The following is a 25,801-nucleotide window of genomic DNA, read 5'->3' on the forward strand; positions in this document are numbered from 1 at the left end:
CGCTCGCCGCGTTCGCCGTTCCGCTGCTCTACACCACCTCCGCGGAACGCTCCGACCGGTTCGTCAGCCGGCGCACCGCCGACATCAACCGGTTCGCCGAGCTCGCGCTCACCGNCTCCGACCAGCTCGAACCGGAAATTGACGCGCACGCCGACCTCTACGGCGACGCCGTGGCCGTCGTCGACGCGGCGGGCCATCCCATCGTCTCCCGCGGCGACCTCGGCGACCTCGCAAGCGGCGGGCAGGTCGCCCAGGCGATCGACGCGGCGCTGCGCAACCAGCGCCAGGCCAGCCTGCCCGACATCCGGCCCTGGTCGTCCGGGCGGGTCCTGTTCGCCCGGCCGGTGGGCAACGGCGTCGAGGTGAGCGGTGCGGTGGTGCTGGTGTCGAGCCGGGACCGCGCCGCGGCGGACGTCGGGCGGGTGTGGGGGCACGTCCTGCTCGGCGTGCTCGCCGTCGCCGCGGTGTTCGCGACGGTGATCCTGCTGATCGTGCGTTGGGTGCTGCGACCCATCACCCAGCTCGAGCACGGCCTGCGGGCGGTCGGCAAGGGGGTGGTGGCGGCGCACGTGCCGCCGCAGCAGGGGCCGTCGGAGGTACGCACGCTGCTCACGTCGTTCAACCGGATGTCGGACGCGGTCGCCGACTCCGCGCGCCGTCAGCGGGCGCTCATCGACGACACCTCTCACCAGCTGCGCAACCCGCTGATGGCGATGCGGCTGCGGATGGACATGCTGGCCGGCTCGTTGCCGGACGAGGCGCGCGACACCTATGCCTCCATGGTCGCCCAGGCCGGGCGGCTGCAGGTCCTGCTCGACGGCATGCGCGCGCTCGCGGTCGCCGACGCGGCCGCGACCGAGCTCGCCGCCCATCCCGCGACTCCGGCCGCCTGCGACGCGAGCGCGACGGTGCTCGAGCGGATCGACTTCTGGCTGCCCGCCGCCGCCGCCCGGGACGTGACGCTGGTCGATCGCGTCCCGGCGGAACCCATCCCGCTGCTGTGCGCCGACACCGACCTGGAGCAGATCGTCGACGTGCTGATAGACAACGCCATCAAGTACGCCCCCGGCAGCACGGTGACCGTGACGGTGACCGCCCGCTGGCCGTCTGGGCGGGGCCGGGTGACCGTGGCCGACGACGGCGTCGGCGTGCCGCCCGGCGAGCTGCCGCACCTGACCGAACGGTTCCGCCGCGGCAACCACGACCTGTCCGGCTCCGGGCTCGGCCTGGCGATCGCCGAGCGGCTGGTGACCAACAACGGCGGGCGACTCATCCTGGAGACGGTGACGCCGCACGGGCTGTCCGTGGCCGCCGAGCTGCCCGTCGGGGAGCGGCCCACGTCCCCGCCGGCCGACTCCGCGCCCGCGGGCACGCCGGCGAACGGCGGGCGCGGCTCGGGGTTGCCCGGCTTCTCGCGGTCAGGCGGGGCCGACACGATGCCGACGATCTGGCTGCCCAGGTCCCAGCGCCGCCGGGCCCGACGGCGCGACGACCCGGCGAGGGCGACGACGCCCGGAGCCGCCTCGTGACCGCCTCTCGCCGCGCGGTGCTGCTCGGCACCCTGGCAGTCGGGGCCACCGCCGTCACCGTCGCCAGTGCCGGCGGCTGCTCGTCGGACGACCCCACGGTCTCGATCGCGGCCGGGGAACCCGACGGCTTCTACATCGAGTTCGCGAACCTGCTCCGCCCGTTGCTGCACGCCCAGGTGGTTCCGACGCTCGGCAGCGTGCAGAACATCCGCAGCGTCTCGGCCGGCACGGCGGACCTCGGGCTCGCCCTCNCCGACGCCCTCGATGCCGCGCAGAAGGGTCTGCCCGCCTTCGGCCGCCCGGTGCGGCTCTCCGCGCTCGGCCGGGTCTACGAGAACTACATGCAGCTCGTCGTGCGCGCCGACAGTCCGGTGCGGGCCGTGCCCGACCTGGCCGGCCGGGCCGTGTCGCTGGGTGCCAACGGCTCCGGCGCCGCACTGTTCGGCGAGCGCCTGTTCGCCACGGCGGGGGNGATGCTCGGCCAGGCGCGCCACCTGTCCCTCAAGGACGCCGTGGGCGCGCTGCGCGAGGACATGATCGACGCCATGCTGTGGTCGGGCGGCGTTCCGACGGAGGTCCTGGCCCAGGCGGACCGGGAGTGGGGCATCCGGCTGCTGGAGCTCGGCGCCTACGTCCCCGAACTGCGCCGCCGCTACGGCCGGTACTACAACGAGGTCGCCCTGCCCGCCGGCACCTACCGGGCGGNGGGCGCCGTGCATACGGTCGGCGTTCCGAACCTGCTGGTCACCGGGCCGCACTGCCCGGATCGGGTGGTCCGCAACACCGTGCGGGTGCTGGTCGAGCACGCCGGGCAGCTCGTGCCGAAGCAGGCCCGGGGCACCCAGTACCTCGACGTCGGCAACCTCATCAACACCGAGCCGCTGCCGCTGCACCCGGCCGCCGCCGAGACCTATCGGGCGCTGCGGGGATAGCCCGGCCTGGGCGCCGCGCGGCGAGCGGCTGTCCGCGGCCCGGGCGGTGTGAGTAGACGGGCACCGGGCGCGCCCGCCCACGTCCATGCCGTTCGGATGCCTCACACCACGTCGGCACCGAGGGTGAGCCGTGCTGAGTTCCACGACAGAACGTCACGTAATACCCGAGACGTAGTAACCTCCCCCATGGGAGACTCGGGGCGCTCCAGCGCCTCGGAGGGTCCTCAGTCAGGCAGCGGGAGGAAGTCTTTATGCAGCGTTGAGCCGGTTGTTCACCCTTCGATGCCTACTCGGAAAGGTTGGACGTTCACGTGCGCAAATCACGTCTGGCGGGCCTGGGGCTCGCGTTCACGCTCTCGGCGGCGGCGGTGGCGGGAGTGGCGACGCCGGCCAGCGCCGGGACGGAGTCCGGCAACGCAGGCAATGCAAGCGACGCGGACAACGCGTCCCTGGCCGCGCTGGTCGACTGGCTGTCCACCCACGAACTGCAGGACTGGCTGAACTTTCTCGCGCTGACCAACCCGCCGCCGCCGAACGCTGGCAACGCGGCCAACGCGGGCGGGAAGGGTGTGACGCATCCGTCCGCCCCCTTCTCTGGCAACGCGGCCAACGCGGGTGGAAATGGTGCAGCCCATCCGTCCGCCGGCAACGCGGCGGACAGGTGAANCGCGCCGCCCAGGCGCCGGCGCCCGCGCCGCTCGACCGGGCGACCTGACCAACGCGGGCGATCCGCGACCAGGCTAAGGGCCACCCCCGGGCCCCGTGACGGGCCCGGCGGCGGCCTGGGCGGTCGCCGAGCTGCCCGTCAGCGGATCCGGCGGTTGAACAACACGCTCGAAGCCACGACTGACACCGCGATGATGCCCAGGCTCCACGCCACCGCGTGCCAGGCGATGGAGCCGACCGGCTCGCCGGTGAGCGCCGCGCGGGTCGTCTCGACCACGGTGTTCACCGGCTGGTCGCGAGCGAAGCCCCGCAGCCAGGACGGCATCGTGTCGACCGGGACGAACGCGCTGCTCGGGTAGGCCAGGAAGCTGACGAAGAAGGTGAACCCGTTCGCCGCCTCCGGTGAACCGGCGACGATCCCGATCGTCGCCGACAGCCAGGACAGCGCCAGCACGAACAGCGCCAGCACGCCCCCGGCCACCAGCCAGCCGCCGACCCCGGCGGACGGGCGGAAGCCGATCGCGAGGGCCACGGCGACCACCAGCGCGGTGGAGACGAGGTTGCGCACCACGCTCGCCACCACGTGCCCCGAGATCAGCGCGGCGCCGGAGACGTCCATCGATCGGAACCGGTCGATCACGCCGGTGGTCAGATCGCTGGTTACGGTGACAGCGGTGGTCGCCGCCCCGAAGCCGGCGCAGACCAGCAGCACGCCGGGCACGACGTAGTCCACGTAGTCGATNCCGGTCCGCAGCGCCCCGCCGAACAGGTAGACGAACATCAGCATCAGCATGATCGGGAGTGCGAGTGCGGTGATCATGCCGTCGACGCTGCGCGCGGACAGCCGCAGGCTGCGGCCGATCATCGTCGCCGCGTGGCCGGCGGCGTCGACGAACGCCGGCCGGGGCGTGGGGCGGACGGTCGCTTGGGCCAAGGTCAGCTCAGACACGAGTGCTTCCCTTCTCGATGGCGGTCGGGCGGATCTCGGTGGGCGTCGGGCGGGTCTCAGTGGGCGCCGGGCGGGCGGTGAGGGCGAGGAAGACGTCGTCCAGGGTGGTGCCGTGCACGTCGAAGCGGGCGACGCGGTCACGGCCGGCGTCGATCTCGTCGAGTAGGGCGCGCACGTGGGCCGCCGTGCCGTCGGTGGCGATGCCGAGGGTGCGCCGGGCCGGATCGGCGGTGACGGCGCGCGAGCCGAGCTGGTGCACGACCGTCGCGAACGCCTCGGGCCCGGCGGCGGCCGTCAGTTCCACGTCGAGGCGGCGCCCGCCGACCTGCTCCTTGAGCTGCGCCGCGGACCCCTCGGCGACCACCCGCCCGCCGTCGACGACCGCGATGCGGTCGGCGAGCCGGTCGGCCTCGTCCAGGTACTGCGTGGTGAGGAAGACGGTGACGCCGGCGGTCGCAAGCTCGCTGACGATCTCCCACATCGCGGCCCGGCTGCGCGGGTCCAGCCCGGTCGTCGGCTCGTCCAGGAAGATGATCTCTGGCTCGCCGACGAGGCTTGCCGCCAAGTCCAGCCGGCGGCGCATCCCGCCGGAGTAGGTCTCGACCCGGCGCCGGCCGGCGGCGGTCAGGTCGAACCGTTCCAGCAGCTCCGCGGCGCGCCGGCGGGCCAGGTGGGGCGGCAGGTGCAGCAGCCGGCCCATCATCCGCAGGTTCTGCTCGCCGGTCTGCGCCTCGTCGAGGGCCGCGTACTGGCCGGTCAGACTGATCCGCCGCCGGACCTCGCGACGCTGGGTGCCGACGTCGTGGCCGGCGACCCGGACGCGGCCGGCGTCGGCGCGCGTGAGCGTGCCCAGGATCCGCACGGTGGTGGTCTTGCCCGCGCCGTTCGGGCCGAGCAGCGCGAACACGCCGCCGCGGGACACCCGCAGGTCGACATGGTCGAGCACGGAGGTCGAGCCGTAGGACTTGGCCAGCCCGACGGCCTCGATCGCCAGGTCAGTGGACATCGTGAGGGTACTCCTCGCCGCGAGGTCGAACTGCGTATGACGTACGTTGAATAGCGTAGATGGTACGCAGATCTAGGATGGCGTCAACGGCGGTGCGGCGAAGGGCGGCTGTCGGATCCCTGACGTGCGCGGAGGTGACGATGGCCGGCAGCCCCGGACCGGGAGGCGACCCGGCCAGCGCGCCCGCGGCATCCGGCGTCGCGCCCGCGGCATCCGCCGGCGTGCCCTCGGGCTCGGGCAGCGTGCCCGCGGCCTCCGCTGTGGGCGCCAGGCCGCAGGCGCCCGGCGTCTTCGCCCTTCCGCCGGCCGTCGAGATGCTCTGGGGGATCAGGGAGCGGCCGAGCCGCGGACCCCGCCGAGGGCTCAGCCTGGAGCGCATCGTCGCCGCGGCGGTCGACGTCGCCCAGGCCGACGGCATCGGCGCGCTGTCGATGAGCCGCGTCGCCGCGGAGCTCGGCGCCGCGACCATGTCGCTCTACCNGTACGTCGCCGCCAAGGACGAACTGCTGCTGCTGATGGTGGACGCTGCGATGGGCAGCCCGCCCGGCCCGCGCGAGCCCGACGACGGCTGGCGGGCGGGTCTGAGTCGCTGGGCGCAGGGCGCGCGGGCGGCGTACGACCGTCATCCCTGGGCCCTGCGCGTCCCGATCAGCACCCCGCCGCTCGGCCCGAACATGGTCGCCTGGATGGACGACGNCCTGCGATGCCTGGCGCACACCCCCCTGACGGAGCAGCAGAAACTGTCCTCGGTGCTGCTGCTGAGCGGTTTCGTCCGCAACGAGGCCACGCTGTCTGCCGACCTGAAAGCGGCCTCCGGCGGGGAGAAGATGATGCCGGGCTACGGCGCGCTACTCTCGCGGCTCATCGATCCCGCGGTGTTCCCCTCGTTGCAACGCGCGATCGATTCCGGCTCGCTCGACGATGACGACGACATGGACGGCGAGTTCGACTTCGGNCTCGCCCGCCTGCTTGACGGCATCGCCGTGCTCGTCGACCGCCTCGCCACGCCCTGAAGGTCCCGGCAGACGCCCCAGGCCGGCAGATGCGTCACGCGATCATGGATAGTTGCGCCATGAGCTGCGTCGATGTTGTTTTCGATGATCGAACTTCAAGGTCCGACGGGGCGGTGTCGCTGTTCCGCGACCGGGACCGCGGTCGCAGCGAGGTCGTCGCCGTGCTGGAGCGGGCCTCCGACGGTGAGCGACTCGACCGGCGGAATCGTGACGCCGCTGCCTTGAGGGTTGATCGTCAGACGTGCGGCCAGGCGGTGGCGTCGAGAGCCGCGGAGACCGCCGCCGGGGTGGCGCCCCGGAAACGGGAGAGCCGGCAGACGGTGAGCACGCCGGTGCGGGCGTTGTAGCGCGGCAGCGGCCAGATCCGCTCGTACTGGGAAGTCTGTACGGGTATGTCCCCTTCCACCAGGGTGACGGCGAGCTTTCCGGCTGCCACCCGAGCCGTGTCAATCCGGCTCCAGTGAATGGTGAAGTGGTACCACCCGCGTTCCGTCGAGATCCGATCCGCGTCGATCGCGAGATGTCCCGTGGGCTGCGCGGCCCGCCAGAACAACGCGAACGCGGCGACGACCGGCACCGCGACCGAGAGCAGATGCCAGGGATCCCAGAGGTTGAAACCACCGCCGAGACCGGCAGGCACGATTCCGGACGCGAACAGCAGGATCAGGCCCACCGCGAGCAGCACGACCCGCGACAGGCGCCGCTCGGGAAAACTCGCCGCACCCTCGCCCAGCCCCTGCAGCGCCCGCCCTTTCGTGGCCTCCCTCCTATCGAGCTCGCCCGTCCCGGCAGGGTCTTCCGTGAAGCCGAGGTCTTCCGCGGCCCCCGTTCCGTCGAGGTCGTCCGTTCCGTCCGTTCCATCCGGGTCTTCCGCCCGGCCGAGGTCCTCTGTGCTGTCGAGGGTCTCTGTGCTGTCGAGGGTCTCCGTGGCGAACGGGTCTGCGGTCACGTCGCCGGCGGCGCCGTCGAGGAACTCCCAGATCGCGGCGAGCGCCTGTTCCGCGGTGGGCCGCGCGGCCGGGTCGGGCATGAGCATCCGGTCGAACAGCGGGCCGAGCGGGCCGGACCGGGCCGTCGTCGCCGCCGCCCGTCCGGGCTGGGCCGACGCGGCCTCGGCCCAGGTCACGGAGTCGAAAGGCGGCCGGCCCTCGGCGGCGGTGAACAGCGTGACCCCGAGCGCGAACACGTCGGCGACGGGCTGCGGGGAGCGCCCGGTCAGCACCTCCGGCGCGACGAAGCCGGGCACGCCGAGAGCGCCGACGGTGATCCGCTGATCGGTCGTGCGCAACGCCGCCCCGAAGTCGGTCAGCCGCGCCGAGCCGTCCGTACCCAGCAGGATGTTCGCCGGGGTGACGTCGCGGTGCACGACCCCCGCCGCGTGCGTGGCCACAAGGGCCGCCAGTACACACGTTCCGATGGNCGCGGTCTCGGCCAGCGCCAGCCGCCCCTCCCGGTCGAGCACCGCCCGTAACGACTGGGAAGGGTAATAGTCCATGACAATCCACGGATCGTCATCCACATCCCGGACGACATCGAGGGTCGTGACGACATGCGGGCATTTCCGCAGCGCGGCGGAGATCTGGCATTCTCTTTCCAGCCGGGTCTCGATCTCGTCCCGTTCGGCCTCGGACAGGTCGGCTGGGCGCCGAATTCCCTTCAGGGCGACGTCCGCCCGCAGCTTTTCGTCGAATGCCCGCCACACGGTCCCGAACCCGCCCCGGCCGAGCATCTCGACCAGCCGGAAACGCTCCGCGACGAGCGCCCCCGGTGACCCTTCAGTCATGATCCTTCCCCCCCGGGGAGGTATGCGCGCCGCATGATCCGTACGTGGCGCATTCTCCTATAATGCGGGGATGCCGGGCGGCGGATCGGCGAAGGACGCCGGTGCGGGGTGCCCGGCGATCCCGGACGGGGAGAAGCACATGCCTGGTGACCTGCGGCGGAACCCGGCGACCGGTGAGCGGGCCGGCATCGGTGAGCGGGCCGCGACCGGTGAGCGGGCCGCGACCGGCGGCGCCGANGGCGGGACGATCCTCATCCTCACGCTCGGCTACCTGATGGTCGCCGCGATGCTGGTTGTCGTCGTGACCGACGTGTCCGCCGTCTACCTGGCTCGCCGGTCGGTCGCCTCGGCCGCGGACGGCGCGGCGCTCGCGGCCGCGCAGCGCATCGACGAGAACGCGATCTACACGGCGAGGGACGCCTTCCAGGAACTCCCGCTCGCGGACATCAACGCGACCGTCGCGCAGTACCAGCAGCAGTCCGACCCGAGCGGCCGCACGACCCTCACCTCCAACCTCGTCGACGCGACGACGGTGGAGGTGGAGGGTTCGCGCCTGGTCGACCTGCCGGTCGTGGGCTACCTCGGGGTCGGGCCGGTCACCGTGCGGGCCGGGGCACAGGCACAGTCGGTGGTCCGCCAGCCCGCTGCACCATGACGCCGCTCGGGCCGGGGGCGCCGAAACGCGCCGCCGGCCGCTGGGGATCCCGGTCGGCCTCCCAGCTCTCGCGCAGCCAGGGCGTGGTGGCGTCGACGAGATCGTCCAGGCCCTGCCCGGTGCGCAGGTCGGCCAGCTCGGAGACGTCACGCACGAGCCGGGCCAGCCACTGCGCCGGCCGGTCCGCCGACAGGGTCACCGCCTGGCCGGCGTAGGCGGCGGCCTCGTCCCGGTCGGGGATCTCCCGGGCGAGCGCGGCGCGGGCCTGCGCCATCCGGACCGAGACCACCATTCCGGTCTGGCCGGAGCCGGCGATGAGCGTCTCGGCCCGCTCCAGGTGCGGCGTGGCCTCGTCCGCGGCGCCCACGGTGGTCAGCGCCTCGGCACAGGCCAACGCGAGGTCCGCCGGGGAGTACGTCTCCAGGGCGAACCCGGGGGAGCCGAAGTCGTCGTCGCCGAGGCGTTCCATCGTCTGCCAGGCACGGGCCACCGCGTCGCGTACTCCGGGGGTGTCGCCGGTGGCCGCNCAGGCGCTCGTGACGACCTTGCCGGCGATGAGCGCGCGGGTGGGGCTGAACCCGGCGATCCGCGCGGCCACCCCGGCGATCTGCAGGGCGACCGCCGGGCTGTGCGGGCGGACCATCCGTGCGCGCAGGGCCAGCGCCCGCGCGGCGAGTGGTCCGTCGCCGGCGGCGCGGGCGAGGGCGGCGGCGCGGTCCGCCCGGGTGGCGGCGTCGGCGTGCTGGCCGCGGTCGTAGGCCACGGCCGCCGCGGCGGTCGTCACGGCGGCGTGCAGGCGCATCCAGTCCAGGGCGGCCCGCCCGCGCAGCCGGTGCTCGCGCGGCACCGTCCTGGTCGTGCGTTCGAGGGGGACGAGGGCGGCGGCGGTCGCGCCGAGATCGGTGGTCTCATAGGCGTCCACCGCAGCGTCCAGCGCGGCGGCGCAGGCGTCATGCAGTCCGGCGGCGTCCGCGGCGGCGTCGGCTCCCAGGCTCATGGAGCCCACCGCCGCGAGGCCGGTAGCGACCAGGACGGACCGCCGGTTCGAGGCTTCGGACACGGTGGCACCCTTCGTGCTCGGGTGGGGGTGATCGCGCCGCCGTCTGCCTGCCGGCGAAGCGCGACGGGACGGTGAACCGCCAGGTCTAACTGCGCGCCCCGGTCGGTCTGCTGACTGAGCTGGGTTCCCATGGCGGCCTCCCTCGCTTTCCCTGTCACGCGGCCCGGCACTGACTGTTCCGCCCCCTGGCGGCCCGCATTAACCGTGTGTCCGTGTTCGTTGGTCTCCTGACCATGACCTGGTGGCAGCCCGGCAGNCGGCGGGACCACGTTGCCCCGCGGAGCCAGATGCCCGGCGAATTCGCCGGCGAAGCGCCGCGGTCAAAGATATCGTTCGGGGGCGACGAACGCGCGGGATCGTGTGCGCTCAGCGATGTGGGACAGGTCTCTTCGTGGATTGGCGTCGATCGACGTCCGGGCGGTGGCCTGCCCGGGTAGGTGGTGCGGTTACCGTTCGGATTGTCCGCGGTGCGGGTGTCGGTTGGCCGGATATTCGCGAGCCCGCATCCCGTGTTTCAGGCTGATGTCTCCATGCCTTTNCATGTTTCATCGACGTGGCTTTTCACGACCGCAGCCCGGTGTCGGCGCGACGGCGGNGGACGGTGTCGGACGTGGCCGCCGACCGTCCTCGGCGGCCGGTTGGTTCGTAGGCGGACGACCTCCCGCCGCCCCGGTCGGCCCCGCGCCGGGGGACGGCCAGCCCGGCCGCTGTGGTCCGTCGCGCGTCGGGTCAAGATCAGTCCTGCCCGTGGTCGCGGGAGGCGCCGGTAAGGTGAACACCATGGCCGTCGACCTGTCCGAGGAGATCAAGCAGCTCGATGCCACGCTGAGCGGCATCGAGTCCGTTCTCGACGTGGAGGGGCTGCGCCGTCGCGCCGAGGAGCTGGAGCGGCAGGCCGCGGACCCCGACCTGTGGTCTGACCAGGACCGGGCGCAGGTCGTCACCCGGCGCCTGTCGTCGACCCGCGGCGACATCTCCCGCGTGGAGGGGCTGCGCCGCCGGCTCGACGACATCGCCGCCGCCGCGGATCTCGGCGACGACGACCTGCTTGCCGAGGCTGCGGCCGATCTGCCGGCGCTCAACGGCGACATCTCCGCGCTGGAGGTGCGCACGCTGCTGTCCGGCGAGTTCGACGAGCGGGACGCGATCGTGCAGCTCTCCGCGGGTGCCGGCGGCGTCGACGCCGCCGACTGGACGGCGATGCTGCTGCGGATGTACCTGCGCTGGGCCGAGCGCCACGGCTACCCCACCGAGGTCTTCGACACCTCCGAGGCCGAGGAGGCGGGCCTGAAATCCGCCACCTTCCAGGTCAAGGCCCCCTATGCCTACGGGACGCTGCGCAGCGAGCACGGAGTGCACCGGCTCGTGCGCATCTCGCCGTTCGACAACCAGAACCGGCGGCAGACCTCCTTCGCCGGTGTCGAGGTGACCCCGGTCGTCGAGCTGTCCGACCACGTCGACATCGACGACAAGGACCTGCGGATCGACATCTTCCGGTCCTCCGGCCCGGGCGGCCAGGGGGTCAACACGACCGACTCGGCGGTCCGTATCACCCACCTGCCCACCAACATCGTGGTCACCTGCCAGAACGAGCGCAGNCAGCTCCAGAACAAGGCCGCCGCGATGATCGTGTTGCAGGCGAAGCTCCTGGAGCGGCGTCGCGCCGAGGAGGCCGCGGCCAAGCAGCGCATCACCGGCGGCCCTCAGGACGTCTCCTTCGGATCGCAGATCCGCAACTACGTCCTGCACCCCTACCAGCTCGTGAAGGACCTGCGTACCGACACCGAGACCTCGAACACCGGCGGTGTGCTCGACGGCGAGCTCGACAATTTCATCGATGCCGAGATTCGGTGGCGGCGGGCCGTCGAGAACCAGGCGTGAGGGCGCCAGCCCCGTCGCCCGGTGCTGTTCGGCGTCGGTTCTCCGCGCCTGCGCGGATCGATCGATCGAAAGACCTGTTCTCCGCCGTGGCCGGCGGCCTTCACGTTTGTCGTTCATGCCTTCCGCGGGGCTACCCATCCGTGTTCCCCCGATTTACCGGACGATTTTGAATTCGACCGTATCCGCGGTGAACGCCCGGTGAAATGGCAGTGATCCGGCCGGCGGCCTGATCCGGACCGTCCGGCGAGTGGGTCGGGACCGTGTAGACCACCCCTGGGTGACGTCTCCGGCGGATCTCCCGATGCCATTGGCACGCCCGGTATGCGCGTGTAGAGTCCCGGGTAGTTCGCGGACCGTTCGATGTTTTAGTTTCGGCCTCCTGAGCTGGTTCGCGCACTACTTCACTCGATGGGATGTTCGCCCGTGTCACCTGTTCGTCCACGATTGCGCACCGTCGTCGCGGAGGGAGTACGGCCTGTGTCCCTGCAGATGAATGCACACAGGTATATGCACGGAAATTTCCGGCTCGATCCGGGCATGACGGCGATCGTCGCGGGTACGGGAACGAGGTGACCACCCTGGCGACCGCGCTGCCCGGTGCCGCCTCCGGCGTGCTGGACGAAGCGCCTCCGATGCCCCTGCCCGTCCTGATGTACCACAGCGTGGGTGACTCCGTGAGTGCCGACTTCCGGCGCTGGGAGGTCCCGCCGGGCCTGTTCGCCGAGCAGCTCGGCGCGCTCGCGGCCAGCGGTTACCACCTCACCGGGCTCACCGACGCGCTCGCGCATCCGCACCGCCGGCAGGTGGCCATCACCTTCGACGACGGCTTCGAGGACTTCGTGACGACGGCCCTGCCGGCCCTGCAGACGGCCGACGCCGGGGCCACCCTCTACATCCCGACCGCCTACGCCGGCCGGCGCGCCACCTGGTTGGACGACTACACCGAACGAAATCTCCCCCTGCTGGGCTGGTCCGACCTGGCCGACCTCGCGGGGGAGGNCATCGAACTGGGCTCGCACGGTCATCGCCATCTCGAACTGGACGTGGTGCCCACGGCGCTGGCCCGCTATGACGTGACCGCCAGCCGGCNCATGATCGAGGAGAAGACCGGGCGCAGCCCGGACAGCTTTTCCTACCCCTTCGGATACCACTGCGCGTCGGTTCGGCACGTGGTCGCGGCGGCGGGATTCGATTCGGCCTGCGAGGTCGGTTACCGGCTGCATCAGCCGACCCAGTCCCGTTTCGGCATCAGCCGGCTGGTGGTGGACCGGGCGGCCGGGGCGGCCGACATCCTGCGCCTGGTTTCCCTCGGGCACCGCGATGCGCTCACGAGTGCCCGGCGCGGGTTGCGGTCCGGCTGGCGGGCATATCGCGCGGCGCGCTGGCGGCTCGGCCGGGACGGCTGACCGCGGGTCCGCAACGGCGCGGCGAAAACGCGCCCGTGCGCAGGCGCGCGCCACCATTCCCGGATGACGTCGTCGGACGAGGTGTCCGACGCTGTCGTGCGCTGTTGTCCCTTGTTGTCGGATGGCGTCGTCCGGCGGGGGCGTCCGATGACGTCGGGGCGACGGTGGTCAGGCAGAGGAATCGGAGAAGGTCGCGCTCCGGCTCAGGCGATCGCCAGCCGGTAGCCCCGCTTGATGACGGTCTCCACTGCGCGGCCGGNCGGGCCGAGCGCTGTGCGCAGGCGGGCGACGGTCATCTCCACCGCGTGCTCGTCCGTCAGCCCCGCGGTGCCCGTGCGGCGCAGCAGCTCCGCGCGGGACAGCACCCGGCCGGGACGCTCGGCGAGTGCGTCGAGCACCGCCGCCGTCTTCGGCGCCAGCATCACCGGCTCCCCGTTGACGATCACCGCCGCGCCCTGCACCCGCAGTACGTGCCCGGCGGCCTCGACGGTGCGCACCCGCCGGCGCGGCAGCTCGTCGGACAGCGTGCGCACCAGCGCCCCCAGACGGTAACGCTCCGGCGTCACGACGGGGATCCCCGCGCGGACGAGGGGCGCGGCGCACACCGGTCCCACGCAGGCGGCCAGCACGTCGGCGCGCAGCGCGGCCAGNGTCTCGTCGAGACGGCCGGCCTCCCGCGCGGTCCCCAGCAGGCTCAGCACGGCCGGCGCGCTGGTGAAGGTCACCGCGGACACCCCGCCGGTGACGATCAGCTCCACCATCCGCCCGACCGGGCGCAGGTCCTCGGGCGNCTCCCACCGGTACACCGGGATCTCGACCACCTCCGCCCCGGCGGCGCGCAACCCCTCGACCATGTCCGGCAGCGGTTCGCCGTGCAGCTGCACGGCGATGCGCAGGCCGGCGAGGTCGGTGCCGAGGAGATGGGCCATGAGCTCCGCGCCCGACTCCGAGTGGGGCGACCAGCACTCGGTCAGCCCCGCCGCCCGGACCGCGCCGGTCACCTTCGGCCCGCGGGTGAACAGCCGGGCCTGCGCCAGGCGGTCGCGCAGACCGTCGCCGAGACCCCAGCCCTCGGCGGCTTCCAGCCAGCCACGGAAGCCGATCGCGGTCGTGGCGATCACGACGTCGAGGCGCTCGGTGAGGCAGGCCCGGGTGGCGGCGAGCAGCTTCCCGTCGTCGGCAAGCGGGACGATGCGCAGCGCCGGTGCCTGCACCACCCGGGCGCCTCGCCGTTCGAGCAGGCTGGCGAGCTCCTCGCGGCGCCGGGCCGCAGTGATCCCGACGGTGAACCCGAGCAGCGGAGGCAGCTCCGTCACCGGCATCCGTTCCGTCACCGACGCACCGTCGGCGATCTCGCCGGATTNGGGCCGCGCGGAACTGGGGGTTGGCAAGATGACGACCTCCTGGCCTGTGGACCCACGCCGATCTCAGGTCCCTGGAAGGATCAGGCACCCCGATGTCCGGGCGCTTACCGGTTGGCAACGGCGCGGTTAACCGGCGTCGTTTCGGTCCTGTGAGGCCTGTCCGGTCCGGGCCGACGGAGTCTCACATCGGGCCGCGGCCGAGGGTGCGTGCCTTGTTTCCGCGACGACGTCGACCTGAGTCGGCGGCGACATCCACCGCTCGTACGGTCAGCCACCGTAGCGGGTTCCCTCCGACGGTGGCGGATCCCTGGATCGGATATGGGACATGGGTGGTGCGCGGATGTCTGCTCGGTCGCTGGTGGTCGTCGGTCACGGCATGGTCGGCCACCGGCTGTGCGAGGCGCTGCGGGAACGGGACGCCGGNCAGGTCTGGGACGTCACCGTCCTGGCCGAGGAGCCACGGCCGGCCTACGACCGGGTCGGCCTGTCGGCGTACTTCACCGGGTCGACGGCGGACGACCTGAGCCTGGTCGCGGCCGGTTTCCTCGACCATCCCCGGCTGCGGGTCCGGCTCGGTGAACCCGTCGTCGCCGTCGACCGGGCCACCCGCACGGTGCGCACCGCCCCCGGGCACAGCTACCGGTACGACGCCCTGGTGCTCGCCACCGGCTCCTCGCCGTTCGTGCCGCCGGTCCCCGGGCGCGAGGCCGCCGGCTGCCACGTGTACCGCACCATCGAGGACCTGGACGCGATCAGCGCGTCGGCGCGGTCGAGCCGCACCGGCACCGGCGTCGTCATCGGCGGCGGCCTGCTCGGCCTGGAGGCGGCGAACGCCCTGCGCAGCCTGGGCCTGACCACCCACGTCGTCGAGTTCGCCCCCCGGCTGATGCCCGCGCAGGTCGACGATGCCGGCGGCCAGACGCTGCGCGCCCACATCACCGGGCTCGGGATCGGCGTGCACACCGACACCGCCACCGAGCGGATCGAGGCCGACGCCGACGGCCGGGTCGCCCGGCTCGTCTTCGGTCGCCACCCCGAGGGCCTGGCCGGCCTTGACGCCGACGTCGTCGTGTTCTCCGCGGGTATCCGCCCCCGCGACGAGCTGGCCCGCGCGTGCGGCCTGCCCGTCGGCGAGCGGGGCGGCGTCGTCGTCGACGAGGGCTGCCGCACCGGCGACGAGCACGTCTACGCGATCGGCGAGTGTGCGGCGGCCGGCGGGCGGGTCTACGGGCTGGTCGCCCCCGGCTACGCGATGGCCGAGGTCGTCGCCGACCGGCTCCTCGGCGGCGCGGCGACCTTCACCGGCGCGGACCTGTCCACCAAGCTCAAGCTGCTCGGCGTGGACGTGGCGAGCTTCGGCGACGCCTTCGCCGCGACGCCCGGTGCGCTGCCGATCACCTTCGCGGACCCGGTCACCGGGGTCTACAAGAAGCTGGTGCTCTCCGACGATGCGGCCAGCGTGCTCGGCGGCATCCTCGTCGGCGACGCCGGCGAGTACGGCACCCTGCGGGCGCTGGTCGGCGCCGCCGGTGCGGTCCCGGACGACCCGGCGCGGCTGATCCTGCCGGCCGGCGACGGCGACGGTGCCGGCGTGGCGCTGCCCGCCGAGGCGCAGATCTGCTCCTGCAACAACGTCACCCACGGCCAGATCTGCGCGGCGATCGGCGACCACGGGCTGACCGACGTCGCCGGCCTCAAGGGCTGCACGAACGCGGGCACGAGCTGCGGAAGCTGCGTGCCGATGCTGAAGACGATCCTCGGCCAGCAGCTCGCCGCCGCCGGCATCGCGGTCTCCACGGCCCTGTGCGAGCACTTCGACCACANCCGGGCCGAGCTGTTCGAGCTCGTCCGCGTCCGCGGGATCACGACGTTCTCCCAGCTCATCGGCGAGCACGGGCGGGGCCGGGGCTGCGAGGTCTGCCGGCCGGTGGTCGCGTCGATCCTCGCCTCGATCCACAACGGCTACATCCTCGACGGCGAGCGGGCCGCGCTGCAGGACACCAACGACCACCTGCTGGCGAACATGCAGAAGGACGGGACGTATTCGGTCATCCCCCGGCTGCCGGGCGGCGAGGTCACCCCCGAGGCGCTCATCCTCATCGGCGAGGTGGCCCGCGACTTCCACCTCTACACCAAGATCACTGGTGGTCAGCGCATCGACCTGCTCGGCGCCCGTGCCGAGGACCTGCCGAAGATCNGGAAGCGGCTCACCGATGCCGGGCTGGAGTCCGGGCACGCCTACGGCAAGTCGCTGCGCACGGTGAAGTCCTGCGTGGGGGAGACCTGGTGCCGCTACGGCGTGCAGGACTCCACCACCCTCGCCATCGACCTGGAGCTGCGCTACCGCGGGCTGCGCTCCCCCCACAAGATCAAGATGGCGGTTTCCGGCTGTGCCCGCGAATGCGCCGAGGCGCGTTCCAAGGACGTCGGCGTGATCGCCACGGAGCTCGGCTGGAACCTCTACCTGGGCGGCAACGGCGGTCACCGGCCGCGGCACGCGGAGCTGTTCGCCGCCGACCTCGACACCGAGACCCTCGTGCGCTACATCGACCGGTTCCTCATGTTCTATGTGCGCACCGCCGACCGCCTGCAGCGCACCGCGCCGTGGGTGGAGGGCCTCGACGGCGGCCTGGCGCACGTCCGCGAGGTGATCGTCGAGGACTCGCTGGGCATCTGCGCCGAGCTGGACGCGGCCATGGAGCACCACGTCGACACCTACCAGGACGAATGGAAGGCGACGCTGGCCGATCCGGTGGCGCTGCGCCGGTTCACCTCGTTCGTCAACGCCCCCGACACGCCCGACCCGGACATCCTCCACGTGCTCGACCGTGGCCAGCCCCGGCCGGCCCGCGACGCCGAGCGGGTGGCGCTGATCGCCGGGACGACCCTGCCGGTCGTGCGCCAGCCCGGCCCGCCCGAGTCCGCCGCCGCCCCCGCCCCCGCCGCGACGCCGGCACTCGCTCTGCCGGACCCCGCCGAGACCACCTGGAGGTCAGCGTGAACTGGACCGATGTCTGTGCCCTGGAGGATCTCACCCCGGACCGGGGGGCCGGCGCGCTCGTCGACGGCGNGCAGGTCGCCGTGTTCCGGCTCAGCGACGGGCCGGTCGTCGCGGTCGGGAACACCGACCCGATCTCCCGGGCCAACGTGCTCTGCCGCGGTCTCGTCGGATCCCGTGGCGAGCGCGCCGTCGTCTTCTCCCCGCTGCACAAGCAGGCGTTCGACCTGGTCACCGGTGTCTGCCTGGACGCCGAGGGCGTGTGCATCCCGGTCCACCCGGTCGAGGTGCGGGCCGGTCGCGTCCTTGTCGGCCCGGCGGCGGACCGGCGCGATGGCTGAGCCTGCCCGGTCTGGGCCTGCCCGGTCTGGGCCTGCCGACCTGGGCCTGCCGGTCTGAGCACGTCCGGTCTGGCCGCATCCGGTCTGGTCGCGTCCGTCCGGCCTGGGCAGGTCCAGACGGACCGCGCGATCCGCCCCGAACGGGCTGGTCAGGCCGCACACTGGGAGAGTCGTCGCGCCCGGGGCTCGCGCGCCGGCAGCCGAGACGGGCCCGGCAGGGCGACAGCGACGGAGGTGATCGGCGTGGACAGACCCTCCGAGGGTTGGGTGGCGCTCGTCGGCGGCGGGCCCGGCCGGGCGGATCTCATCACCGTGCGCGGCCTGCGTCTGCTGCGGATCGCGGACGTCGTGGTGGTCGACCGCCTCGCCCCCCGCGAGCTGCTGGCCGAGACCCGCCCCGACGCCGAGATCATCGACGCCGGCAAGGCCCCGCATGGCCACAACCTGACCCAGGACGAGATCAACACGGTGATCGTCGACCGTGGCCGGCGCGGACTCGGAGTCGTGCGGCTCAAGGGCGGCGACCCGTTCGTCTTCGGCCGCGGCGGCGAGGAGGCCCTGGCCTGCGCCGCGGCCGGACTGCCGTGCGAGATCGTCCCCGGGGTGACGAGCGCGGTCGCCGTCCCGGCGCTCGCCGGCATCCCGGTCACCCACCGTGGCATCACGCAGGACNTGTCCTTCGTCAGCGGGCACGTCGATCCCTCCCATCCCGGCTCCACCGTCGACTGGGACGCGCTGGCCACCGGGCCGGGGACGGTCGTCGTGCTGATGGGGGTGGCGGCGCTGGCGGGGATCAGCCGGGAGCTGGTCAAGCGCGGCCGGCGCCCGGACACGCCGGCCGCGGTCATCCACGCCGGGGGCACCGCCGACGAGGTCGTCCTGACCGGCGCGCTGTCGGACATCGCCGAGCAGGCCGCCGAGGCCGGCATCGGCTCGCCCGCCGTCATCGTCGTGGGCGACGTGGTGGGCCTGCGCGAACAGATCGTCGGCGTCAGGTCGGCCCGGCGCGGTGCGGACCACCCGGCTGATCCACCCGGCCTGATCCACCCGGCCGACGAGCGGAGCTGACCGCCGCCTCGTCCAGCTTGCCGGTCCACCCCCGGGACGGGGCAGCCTCTGTCCGAGCCCGGCGTCCCGCCGGGTAAGGGTGATCATCGGGGATCCGGACAAGCCGGAAATTGACCCTTACGTTAGGGTTTACCCTTCGAGGTGGTGTGCCGGGGCGCGGCCAGCAGGACGTGGGCCGCTTCCGATCGAGGGGGGTGTGCGGTCGTGGAGACCACACGGGGGGCCGTCAGATGATCATCTGCGGGAGGTCCTCCTGCCCGACGGGGGGACCCTGCTCCCGGATCCTCTGCGCGCGGGGCGGCCGGGCAGTGGCGCCAGGCCCGCATCTGCGGGGCCGCGACCGGCGCTTCCGCCGGCCGCGCCCGCCGCTGCCGCTGATCCTCGGGCTGCTGATCCTCGGGCTGCTGGCCGAGGGGCTCGGTGCCTGCTCCGGCTCGTCGGAACCGGCGCCGGAGCCGAAGCCGGCGGGAGTGCACTGGGTGTCTGGCACCAATGGCAACTACCCGGCCGACGTGAACGCCTGGTCCACGTTCACCGGCCGCGGGATCGGGCTGGCGGTCGTCTTCACCAGCCGCAAGGACTGGTACAACCTTGTCTCGGCGGACTGGCCGACGGCGGCCTTCACCCGGGACAGGTTCCCCGGCGCACTGTCGATCGCGCAGCCGCCGTTCCCCGAGGACGGCGACGAGGCCACCTGCGCCGGCGGCGCCTACGACGGCTACTGGCGCACCTTCGGCGAGACGCTGACGAAGTTCGGTCGGGCCGACGCCTACGTCCGCCTCGGCTGGGAGTTCAACGGCGCCTTCAACTACTGGCACGTGCGCGACGTCGAGACCTGGAAGACATGCTTCCGTCGAACGGTGACCGCGATCCGGTCGACCGCGCCGGAAGTCAGAATCGACTGGAACATGAACGCCCACGCCGACAGGCTGCCTGGTAGCGGGCGGGACGTGTGGGATGCGTATCCGGGTGACCGGTACGTCGACGTCGTCAGCATCGACGCGTACGACTTCTACCCCCCGTCGGTCGACCAGAAAAGCTGGGACCTGCAGTGCCACCAGCGGTCCGGGCTGTGCACGGTGATCCGGTTCGCCCGTGATCACGGGAAGAAGTTCGCCGTCCCGGAGTGGGGGGTGGCCTGGTCGAACGGCGGTGGGAAGGACAACCCCTTCTACATCGGCAAGATGCACGAGACGTTCGTGGCGCATGCGGCGGACCTGGCCTACGAGGCCTACTTCAACACCTCCGAGCCGGCGAACGTCCGGTCGTCGCTGTATCGACCGGATCTGAATCCGAACTCCTCGAAGCGTTACCGAGAGCTGTTCGGCAGCCGCTGAGTGGCCCCGCGTGCCGGGGTCGCCGGCTCGACGATGCCGCGGCGGCTAGCGCAGGGCGACGATGCGGTCGTCGCCCTGCTTCGGGGCGCCGCGGCCGTCGGTGTTGTTGGTGAGCAGCCACACCGAGCCGTCGGGAGCGGCCACCGCCGCGCGCAGCCGGCCCAGCTCGCCGGTGAACAGCGCCCGCGGTCGGCCCTGCACACTCGCCCCGGCCAGGGTGAGCTCCCACAGCCGCTGCCCGCGCAGCGCCGCCACGTAGAGGGTGTTGCCGCGGATGGCGATCCCGCTCGGGGACGCCTGCGCGGTGGGCCAGGTGACCAGCGGGTTGCGCAACCGGCCGCCGTCGGTGTCGCCGGCGCCCTCGACGCCGGGCCAGCCGTAGTTCCCGCCCGCAACGATCAGGTTGATCTCGTCGAGCCGGTCCTGGCCGAACTCGGACGCCCATAGTCGGCCGGCGGAGTCCCAGGCGAGGCCCTGGACGTTGCGATGGCCGAGGCTGTAGACGAGGGAGCCGGGGAACGGGTTGNCCGGCGGGACGCCGCCGTCGGGTCGCATCCGCAGGATCTTGCCGTTGAGACTCGACCGGTCCTGCGCGCGCGTGCGCACCGTGGCGTNCCCGACGCTGGCGTAGAGCAGGCCGTCGGGTCCGAACCGAATCCGGCCGCCGTTGTGGAACGTGGCGTCGGCGAGCCCGGTGAGGATCGGGGTGGGCGCCTCGGCGTGGNCGCCGGACAGCCGGAAGCGCACGATCCGGTTGTCGGTGGCCGAGGTGTAGTAGGCGTACACGAGCCGGTCGGTCGCGAAGGCCGGGGAGACCGCGAGCCCCAGCAGCCCCGACTCGCCGTGGTGGACCACGCCGGGCAGCCTCGTCACCTCGGTCGCCCGCCCGCCGCCCGCCGGCAGCCGCAGGATCCGCCCGCTGTCGCGTTCGCTGATCAGAGCCTCGCCGGACGGCAGGAAGGCGACGTCCCACGGCGCGGCGAGCCCCGTGACCACGGTGCGCAGCCCTGCCGCGGCCCCTGCACCGGTCGCCCCCGGACGGGTGCTCGCCGCATCACCGGCCGACGGACCTGCGGCCGGCGCCGCGAGGGCGGACGCACCGGCGGCGGAGGGCTGGGAGCCACCGCCGCACGCGACCACCCCGACCGCGGCCACGGCGAGTGCCGTGGTGAGCAGGATCAGCCGGCGCAACCACTCTCGGCCACCGCGGCGTGGNCCGACTCGCCCGGGGCGCCGGACGGGCACAGCTGGGACCATCGACGCTCCAGGCGGCAGGTTGCGGGCATCGACGGAGACAGTACGCCCGGACTTCCTCAAGGCCAACGATCGCCGGGTCACCTGGGCGCCCGGCCCGGCCGCCTTCGGACGAGGGTGCGCCATGGCCGGAAGGTGGACGTGTCGTGGCCCGCCCGGGCCTCAGGTTCAGGTGGCGTGGCGGACGGCCAGGGCCGCGAGCATCATGACGATCGCAATGATCGCGAGAATGAGCTGCGGGGAGATCGTGACGGAGTTCCGGCGCAGGTACTCGCGCGACGCGCGGCAGGTGGGGCACCGACCCTCGATCACCAGACCCGAGCAGCGCGCGCAGACCAGATCCTCGCTGCCCATGCCGCCTCCTTCCCGCTTCCCGCCGCGGCACGTCGACCGCGGATCTGAGGGATCGTCCCCACAGTCCCTCCGGGGAGCCGGGCCCGGCGCCGTGNCGGTCGTCCCCCGCTCGCCCNCCGGAACGGGATCCGGACGATCGACTCCCTCTTACGGTACGCCCGCGGGCGCCCCTTCGCCCTGCCGACGGACGGTGGGTAGCCGGGCTGGCGCGGCTCGCCCTCGCGTGCGGCGCCGTGCGGCTCCGGTCACGTCCTACCATCTCTGTCACGGAATGTAGATGACCTGGTGCTCGACGTGAGGATGTGCGGTGATCGTCCTGAGCTNGGTGAGCAAGTGGTACCCCAACGGCGCCCGGCCCGCCCTGATCGACGTCAGCGCCGAAATCGGTGCCGGAGAGTTCGTGTTCCTGGTGGGGCCGTCCGGATCCGGCAAGTCGACGCTGCTGCGGCTGCTGCTGCGGGAGGACCGCGCGACCAGCGGGCAGGTCGTCGTCGCCGGCCGGGACGTCGCCCGGATTCCGGATCGGCGGGTTCCGCAGCTGCGCCGGATCGTCGGCTGCGTGTTCCAGGACTTCCGGCTGCTGCCGAACCGGACCGTGGCGGCCAATGTCGCGTTCGCCCTCGACGTGGTCGGCCGTCCCCGACATGTCGTGCGCAGCGTCGTCCCCGAAGTGCTGGAGCTGGTCGGCTTGGGGGAGAAGGCGGACCGCTATCCCGACGAGCTGTCCGGCGGCGAGCAGCAACGGGTCGCGATCGCCCGGGCGTTCGTCGGTCGGCCGCGGGTGCTGCTGGCCGACGAGCCGACCGGGAACCTCGACCCGGCCACCAGCATCGAGATCATGAGCCTGCTCGACGCCGTCCACCGCGCCGGCACGACCGTCGTCATGGCCACCCACAACGCGTCCCTGGTCGACGCGATGCGGCGCCGGGTGCTCGAGCTCGGCGACGGCGCACTGATCCGCGACGAGGCCGACGGCCGCTACGACCAGACCGCGCCGCAGCCCCTGCCGCCGTCCGAGCCAGCGCCGTCCGAGCCAGCGCCGTCCGAGCCAGCGCCGCTGGTGCCTGCGATGGTGGTGCCTGCGATGGTGGTGCCCGCCCAGCCGACCGGGGGGGCGCCCGACGGCGGCCCCCGCAGCCCGTGGGCGGCGCCGACGCGCAACGGCCCGGTCGGCTGATGCGCCCGGGCCCGCTGGCCTCGTTGCTGTGGACGGGGCTGCGCCGCAACCTCGCGATGACCGGGGCGGTGATCGTCACGGTGACGATCTGCCTGGCGATGCTCGGCGCGGGCCTGCTGCTGCGGGCCCAGGTGCACACCATCGACGGCTTCCTGCTCGACCAGATCGAGGTCGTCGTCGACCTCTCCGACGGCATCACCCCCGCCGAGCGGTCCGCACTGGAGGCGGAGATGCGCCGTGACCCGCTGATCGTCGGTGTGCACTACGAGACGAAGAAGCAGGTGTACGAGCGGTTCCGCCGCGACTTCCGGGGCTCGCCCGACGTCGTCGCCGGGGTCGGCCCCGAGGATCTGCCCGCGGCCCTGCGGCTGACCCTGGCCGATCCTCGGGCGTCGCGCGACATCGTCGTCACCTACACCGGGCTCGACGGGGTGGAGGCGGTCCGGGACCAGCGTGCCCTGCTCGATCCGCTCTACCGCTTCCTCGACGCCTTCACCGTCGGCGCCTTCACCCTGGCCGCCGTGCAGGCGCTCGCCTCGTTCGCGCTGATCTACACGATGATCCGGATCTCCGCGCACGGCCGCCGCCGGGAGACGGCGATCATGAAGCTGGTCGGGGCATCGAACGGGACGATCCGGGCGCCGTTCGTGCTGGAGAGCGCCGTCGCGGGGCTGGCCGGTGGGCTGCTCGCCGCCGGCGTGCTGGTCGCGGCGAAGGTGTTCCTGGTCGACGGCCAGTTCGCGCGGCAGACGATGTTCCCGCTGTTCGGCTGGTCCGCGGTCTGGGAGTCGGCGGTCGTGGTCCTCGCCGCCGGCGTGGTGGCCGCCGCGGTGATGGCGTCGATCGCACTGCGCCNCCACCTGCGCGTCTGAGCCGCCCCCGCATGATCGATACAATGGTGGATGGCTGCCGGCCCAGCGCCGTGCGGGCGTGGGGCGCAGCCAGGACGTAGGTTCGGGGACGTTCGNGCGAACGTGTGGCAAGTGGGAAGAGGGTCGCAGACGGTGCCGAAGGAGACGGGGCGCAAGTCCATCGCGCAGAACAAGCGTGCCCGGCATGACTACGACATCCTCGACACGTACGAGGCCGGGCTCGTGCTGCGCGGCACCGAGGTCAAGGCGCTGCGGGCCGGGCGGGCCTCCCTGGTCGACGGGTTCGCCCAGGTCAGCGACGGCGAGATCTGGCTGCACAACGNGCACATCCCCGAGTACACCGAGGGGACCTGGACGAACCACGCCCCGCGGCGCAAGCGCAAGATGCTGCTGCACCGGGCCGAGATCGAGAAGCTGATCGGCCAGACCCAGGAGGGCGGCCTCACCCTCGTGCCGCTCGCCCTCTACTGGAAGGATGGCCGCGCAAAGATCGAGATCGCCCTGGCCCGCGGTCGCAAGTCCTACGACAAGCGGCACGCCCTCGCCGAGCGGGATGCCGCCCGCGAGATCAGCCGGGAGATGGGCCGCCGCGTCAAGGGCCGCTACCGCTGACCGGCACCGATACCGAGCGCCTGGCCCAGCTCGACGCCCTGCTGACCGCCGACGGCGGCGCGGTGCTCGCCGCCGCTGCCGCGGTGTACACCGGCGGTGACGGCCCCGGCGGGAGCGGCTCCGGGGCAGGCGGTCCCGGCCGGAGCACGTCTGGCACGGGCGGGTCCGGTAGGGGCGGGTCCGGCGGGAGCGCGGCGCGGGAGCTCGCCGTCGGCGCGCGGCTGCGGGCCGAGGGTGTGCCCGCCGAGCTGGTCGCCGCCGCCTTCACGCAGGCGGAGCTGCGGCATCGGGCGGCGGCCAAGTTCGCCCGTGCCGAGGAGATGTTCTTCACCCGTGCCGGGCTGGAGCAGGCGTCCTCCCAGGCCGCGGCCGAACACCGGGCGGCGCGGTTCGCCGGCCGCAGCCGCCTGGCCGACCTGTGCACCGGGATCGGCGGGGACGCCCTCGCCCTGGCCCCGGGCCGGGAGATCCTGCTCGTCGACCGGGACCCGGTCCACCTGCGGATGGCGGCGCTGAACGTCGCAGTCCACGGGGCGCACCGGGTCGACACGCTGCTCGCCGACGTCCGCGCGGCCGACCTGACCGGCTACGACGGAGTTTTCGTCGACCCGGCCCGGCGCACCGGGGACCGCCGGCTGGCCTCGCGGGCCAGCGAGCCGCCGCTGCCCTGGTGCTTCGCCCTCGCCGACCGAGTCGCGGCGGTGGCGGTGAAGGCGGCCCCGGGCCTCGCGACAGACCAGGTCCCGCAGGGTTGGGAGATCGAGTTCGTCGCCGACGGCCGCGACCTCAAGGAGGCCGTGTTGTTCTCCCCGGCGCTGGCCACGACCGAGCGCCGCGCGACCGTGCTTCACCCCGCATCGTCGGCGCACCCCGCGTCGGGGGCGCATCTCGGGTCGCCGGCGCATCTCGCGGCGCTCGGGTCGGCTGAGGCCGGCATCGCCTTCCCCGACGGGCCGGTCAGCCTGGTGGGCGTTGCGGACCCGGCGGAGCCCGATGGCCCGGTCGCCGCCCCTGGGCGGTACCTCTACGACCCGAGCCCGGCCGTGACCCGGGCCGGCCTGGTAGGCGAGCTCGCGCGCCAGCTCGGTGCCTGGCAGCTCGACCCGATGATCGCCTTCCTCAGTTCGGACACGCCCGTCGCCACCCCGTTCGCCCGGCTGCTGCAGATCTCCGCGAGTCTGCCGTTCGATGTCCGCCGGCTCGCCGCCGAGCTACGCGGGCGCGGGATCGGAGCGTTGGAGATCCGTCGTCGTGGGCTCGCGGGCGACGTCGACGAGCTGCGCCGCCGCCTGCTGCCACGCCGCCGCGATCTGGTCGCCGGCGGTCCGGCCATCACCCTGGTGATGACCAGGGTGCGGGACGAGCCCTGGGCCTTCCTCTGCACGAACTGGCCTGCGGACGACCACACCCCGCCGCGCCCGTCCGTCATCGAATGAACCCGATTCCGGTCCCAACCTGTGCGTCACAGCCCTCGNCACGATCTGACCGCAATCTGGCCGCGGGACGACAGCCGGAGGTCCGGCTGGTGATGAGGCGGTCCTCGC

General features: G+C 73.0%; 16 protein-coding genes and 30 pseudogenes. 30 read left to right on the top strand and 16 right to left on the bottom strand.

All coding sequences use genetic code 11. The annotated features are described in order from the left end of the window. The first annotated feature begins 491 nt into the window (after positions 1 to 491). The 6 genes and pseudogenes from UK94_RS69440 to UK94_RS34180 all read left to right on the top strand — a co-directional run bounded on the left by UK94_RS69440 (position 492) and on the right by UK94_RS34180 (position 3,126). Positions 492 to 1,529 (top strand): HAMP domain-containing sensor histidine kinase, encoded by a 1,038-nt coding sequence (locus tag UK94_RS69440; protein ID WP_268761706.1) that lies wholly within the window; start codon positions 492 to 494, stop codon positions 1,527 to 1,529. After that, positions 1,526 to 1,780: pseudogene (locus UK94_RS69445) on the top strand (C4-dicarboxylate ABC transporter substrate-binding protein); the annotation flags it as partial. The gene UK94_RS69440 and the pseudogene UK94_RS69445, both read left to right, overlap by 4 nt. A 1-nt stretch (position 1,781) precedes the next feature. Further along, positions 1,782 to 2,000: pseudogene (locus UK94_RS69450) on the top strand (TAXI family TRAP transporter solute-binding subunit); the annotation flags it as partial. Between the two features lies 1 nt (position 2,001). Continuing rightward, positions 2,002 to 2,234: pseudogene (locus UK94_RS69455) on the top strand (C4-dicarboxylate ABC transporter substrate-binding protein); the annotation flags it as partial. 1 nt (position 2,235) lies between these two features. Beyond that, positions 2,236 to 2,461, top strand: a pseudogene (locus UK94_RS69460) (TAXI family TRAP transporter solute-binding subunit); the annotation flags it as partial. 311 nt (positions 2,462 to 2,772) lie between these two features. After that, positions 2,773 to 3,126 (top strand): hypothetical protein, encoded by a 354-nt coding sequence (locus UK94_RS34180; RefSeq protein ID WP_193790323.1) that lies wholly within the window; start codon positions 2,773 to 2,775, stop codon positions 3,124 to 3,126. 140 nt (positions 3,127 to 3,266) lie between these two features. Here UK94_RS34180 and UK94_RS29215 read toward each other — a convergent pair. From UK94_RS29215 to UK94_RS29220, 3 genes and pseudogenes are all read right to left on the bottom strand, one after another. Further along, the coding region (locus UK94_RS29215) for an ABC transporter permease (RefSeq protein WP_235490507.1) at positions 3,267 to 3,869 on the bottom strand (603 nt) is incomplete at its 5' end. A gap of 1 nt (position 3,870) precedes the next feature. After that, positions 3,871 to 3,992: pseudogene (locus UK94_RS75380) on the bottom strand (ABC transporter permease); the annotation flags it as partial. Between the two features lie 76 nt (positions 3,993 to 4,068). Continuing rightward, positions 4,069 to 5,082, bottom strand: coding sequence for an ATP-binding cassette domain-containing protein (locus UK94_RS29220; RefSeq protein ID WP_011602543.1), 1,014 nt, complete (start codon positions 5,080 to 5,082; stop codon positions 4,069 to 4,071). 314 nt (positions 5,083 to 5,396) lie between these two features. Here UK94_RS29220 and UK94_RS75385 point away from each other — a divergent pair. The 4 pseudogenes from UK94_RS75385 to UK94_RS75390 all read left to right on the top strand — a co-directional run. After that, positions 5,397 to 5,562: pseudogene (locus UK94_RS75385) on the top strand (TetR family transcriptional regulator); the annotation flags it as partial. A gap of 1 nt (position 5,563) precedes the next feature. After that, positions 5,564 to 5,778 (top strand): annotated as a pseudogene (locus tag UK94_RS69475) (TetR/AcrR family transcriptional regulator C-terminal domain-containing protein); the annotation flags it as partial. Position 5,779: 1 nt separating this feature from the next. Further along, positions 5,780 to 6,037 (top strand): annotated as a pseudogene (locus UK94_RS69480) (TetR/AcrR family transcriptional regulator); the annotation flags it as partial. A 1-nt stretch (position 6,038) separates the two neighbouring features. Next, a pseudogene (locus UK94_RS75390) lies at positions 6,039 to 6,095 on the top strand (hypothetical protein); the annotation flags it as partial. A gap of 235 nt (positions 6,096 to 6,330) precedes the next feature. On the opposite strand, the gene UK94_RS29230 reads toward UK94_RS75390, so the two are convergent. Together UK94_RS29230 and UK94_RS69485 are read right to left on the bottom strand one after the other, a co-directional pair. Next, positions 6,331 to 7,514 (bottom strand): protein kinase (locus tag UK94_RS29230; protein WP_235490509.1); only part of this gene is annotated, 1,184 nt, incomplete at its 5' end. Position 7,515: 1 nt separating this feature from the next. Then, positions 7,516 to 7,878: pseudogene (locus UK94_RS69485) on the bottom strand (protein kinase); the annotation flags it as partial. Between the two features lie 238 nt (positions 7,879 to 8,116). Between UK94_RS69485 and UK94_RS29235 the strand changes: the two are divergent. After that, a pseudogene (locus UK94_RS29235) lies at positions 8,117 to 8,533 on the top strand (pilus assembly protein TadG-related protein); the annotation flags it as partial. Here the strand turns inward: UK94_RS29235 and UK94_RS69490 are convergent. Next, a pseudogene (locus tag UK94_RS69490) lies at positions 8,475 to 9,059 on the bottom strand (hypothetical protein); the annotation flags it as partial. The pseudogenes UK94_RS29235 and UK94_RS69490 sit on opposite strands and share 59 nt — an antisense overlap. Position 9,060: 1 nt before the next feature. Continuing rightward, a pseudogene (locus UK94_RS69495) lies at positions 9,061 to 9,593 on the bottom strand (hypothetical protein); the annotation flags it as partial. Between the two features lie 780 nt (positions 9,594 to 10,373). On the opposite strand from UK94_RS69495, the gene UK94_RS29245 reads away from it, so the two are divergent. The 5 genes and pseudogenes from UK94_RS29245 to UK94_RS69515 all read left to right on the top strand — a co-directional run. Then, on the top strand, positions 10,374 to 11,191 hold an 818-nt coding region (locus UK94_RS29245; protein WP_235490511.1), incomplete at its 3' end, for a PCRF domain-containing protein. A gap of 1 nt (position 11,192) precedes the next feature. After that, positions 11,193 to 11,474 (top strand): annotated as a pseudogene (locus tag UK94_RS69500) (peptide chain release factor-like protein); the annotation flags it as partial. A gap of 569 nt (positions 11,475 to 12,043) precedes the next feature. Beyond that, positions 12,044 to 12,473, top strand: a 430-nt coding sequence (locus UK94_RS69505; protein WP_235490513.1) for a polysaccharide deacetylase family protein, incomplete at its 3' end; no start/stop codon positions are given. A gap of 1 nt (position 12,474) precedes the next feature. Next, positions 12,475 to 12,563 (top strand): annotated as a pseudogene (locus tag UK94_RS69510) (polysaccharide deacetylase family protein); the annotation flags it as partial. Between the two features lies 1 nt (position 12,564). Continuing rightward, a pseudogene (locus UK94_RS69515) lies at positions 12,565 to 12,880 on the top strand (polysaccharide deacetylase family protein); the annotation flags it as partial. Positions 12,881 to 13,083: 203 nt separating this feature from the next. Here UK94_RS69515 and UK94_RS75395 read toward each other — a convergent pair. The 4 genes and pseudogenes from UK94_RS75395 to UK94_RS69530 form a co-directional block, all read right to left on the bottom strand. Then, a partial coding sequence (locus UK94_RS75395) for a hypothetical protein (protein ID WP_268761708.1) occupies positions 13,084 to 13,139 on the bottom strand: 56 nt, incomplete at its 5' end. 1 nt (position 13,140) lies between these two features. Next, positions 13,141 to 13,530, bottom strand: a pseudogene (locus UK94_RS69520) (winged helix-turn-helix domain-containing protein); the annotation flags it as partial. A gap of 1 nt (position 13,531) precedes the next feature. Beyond that, positions 13,532 to 13,670 (bottom strand): annotated as a pseudogene (locus UK94_RS69525) (uroporphyrinogen-III synthase); the annotation flags it as partial. A 1-nt stretch (position 13,671) separates the two neighbouring features. Beyond that, a pseudogene (locus tag UK94_RS69530) lies at positions 13,672 to 14,202 on the bottom strand (uroporphyrinogen-III synthase); the annotation flags it as partial. Between the two features lie 382 nt (positions 14,203 to 14,584). Between UK94_RS69530 and UK94_RS69535 the strand changes: the two are divergent. The 9 genes and pseudogenes from UK94_RS69535 to UK94_RS29275 form a co-directional block, all read left to right on the top strand. Beyond that, on the top strand, positions 14,585 to 14,667 hold an 83-nt coding region (locus tag UK94_RS69535; protein WP_235490532.1), incomplete at its 3' end, for a hypothetical protein. 1 nt (position 14,668) lies between these two features. Continuing rightward, positions 14,669 to 16,067: pseudogene (locus tag UK94_RS69540) on the top strand (FAD-dependent oxidoreductase); the annotation flags it as partial. Position 16,068: 1 nt separating this feature from the next. Further along, positions 16,069 to 16,441 (top strand): annotated as a pseudogene (locus UK94_RS69545) (nitrite reductase (NAD(P)H)); the annotation flags it as partial. Between the two features lies 1 nt (position 16,442). After that, a pseudogene (locus UK94_RS69550) lies at positions 16,443 to 17,245 on the top strand (nitrite reductase (NAD(P)H)); the annotation flags it as partial. Then, a pseudogene (locus tag UK94_RS75400) lies at positions 17,242 to 17,314 on the top strand (nitrite reductase (NAD(P)H) small subunit); the annotation flags it as partial. The pseudogenes UK94_RS69550 and UK94_RS75400, both read left to right, overlap by 4 nt. A gap of 1 nt (position 17,315) precedes the next feature. Beyond that, positions 17,316 to 17,583: pseudogene (gene nirD, locus UK94_RS29265) on the top strand (nitrite reductase small subunit NirD); the annotation flags it as partial. 237 nt (positions 17,584 to 17,820) lie between these two features. Further along, positions 17,821 to 18,255: uroporphyrinogen-III C-methyltransferase (gene cobA / locus UK94_RS69555; RefSeq protein ID WP_235490534.1), on the top strand; the 435-nt coding region annotated here is incomplete at its 3' end. 1 nt (position 18,256) lies between these two features. Further along, positions 18,257 to 18,651, top strand: a pseudogene (locus UK94_RS69560) (SAM-dependent methyltransferase); the annotation flags it as partial. 308 nt (positions 18,652 to 18,959) lie between these two features. Beyond that, complete coding sequence (locus UK94_RS29275; protein ID WP_011602555.1) at positions 18,960 to 19,988, top strand: hypothetical protein; 1,029 nt, start codon at positions 18,960 to 18,962, stop codon at positions 19,986 to 19,988. 45 nt (positions 19,989 to 20,033) lie between these two features. On the opposite strand, the gene UK94_RS69565 is transcribed toward UK94_RS29275, so the two are convergent. The 5 genes and pseudogenes from UK94_RS69565 to UK94_RS29285 form a co-directional block, all read right to left on the bottom strand. Then, the coding region (locus UK94_RS69565) for a PQQ-dependent sugar dehydrogenase (RefSeq protein ID WP_235490515.1) at positions 20,034 to 20,514 on the bottom strand (481 nt) is incomplete at its 5' end. Position 20,515: 1 nt separating this feature from the next. After that, a pseudogene (locus UK94_RS69570) lies at positions 20,516 to 20,602 on the bottom strand (hypothetical protein); the annotation flags it as partial. Between the two features lies 1 nt (position 20,603). Next, a pseudogene (locus tag UK94_RS69575) lies at positions 20,604 to 20,712 on the bottom strand (PQQ-dependent sugar dehydrogenase); the annotation flags it as partial. 1 nt (position 20,713) lies between these two features. Next, positions 20,714 to 21,143: pseudogene (locus UK94_RS76630) on the bottom strand (PQQ-dependent sugar dehydrogenase); the annotation flags it as partial. Positions 21,144 to 21,410: 267 nt separating this feature from the next. Continuing rightward, positions 21,411 to 21,596, bottom strand: coding sequence for a hypothetical protein (locus tag UK94_RS29285; protein ID WP_011602557.1), 186 nt, complete (start codon positions 21,594 to 21,596; stop codon positions 21,411 to 21,413). Positions 21,597 to 21,920: 324 nt separating this feature from the next. Between UK94_RS29285 and ftsE the strand changes: the two are divergent. The 5 genes and pseudogenes from ftsE to UK94_RS29305 all read left to right on the top strand — a co-directional run. Further along, positions 21,921 to 22,773, top strand: a pseudogene (gene ftsE, locus UK94_RS29290) (cell division ATP-binding protein FtsE); the annotation flags it as partial. Further along, positions 22,773 to 23,628: permease-like cell division protein FtsX (gene ftsX / locus UK94_RS29295; RefSeq protein WP_235490517.1), on the top strand; the 856-nt coding region annotated here is incomplete at its 3' end. The pseudogene ftsE and the gene ftsX, both read left to right, overlap by 1 nt. A gap of 149 nt (positions 23,629 to 23,777) precedes the next feature. Continuing rightward, a partial coding sequence (locus UK94_RS69585) for an SsrA-binding protein (RefSeq protein WP_235490519.1) occupies positions 23,778 to 23,967 on the top strand: 190 nt, incomplete at its 3' end. Position 23,968: 1 nt separating this feature from the next. Next, a pseudogene (locus tag UK94_RS69590) lies at positions 23,969 to 24,257 on the top strand (SsrA-binding protein); the annotation flags it as partial. 62 nt (positions 24,258 to 24,319) lie between these two features. Beyond that, positions 24,320 to 25,693, top strand: coding sequence for a class I SAM-dependent methyltransferase (locus tag UK94_RS29305; RefSeq protein WP_011602561.1), 1,374 nt, complete (start codon positions 24,320 to 24,322; stop codon positions 25,691 to 25,693). Positions 25,694 to 25,801 lie beyond the last annotated feature (108 nt).

Origin of the sequence: Frankia sp. AvcI1, assembly GCF_001420875.1 — a bacterium.
Classification (GTDB): domain Bacteria; phylum Actinomycetota; class Actinomycetes; order Frankiales; family Frankiaceae; genus Frankia; species Frankia alni.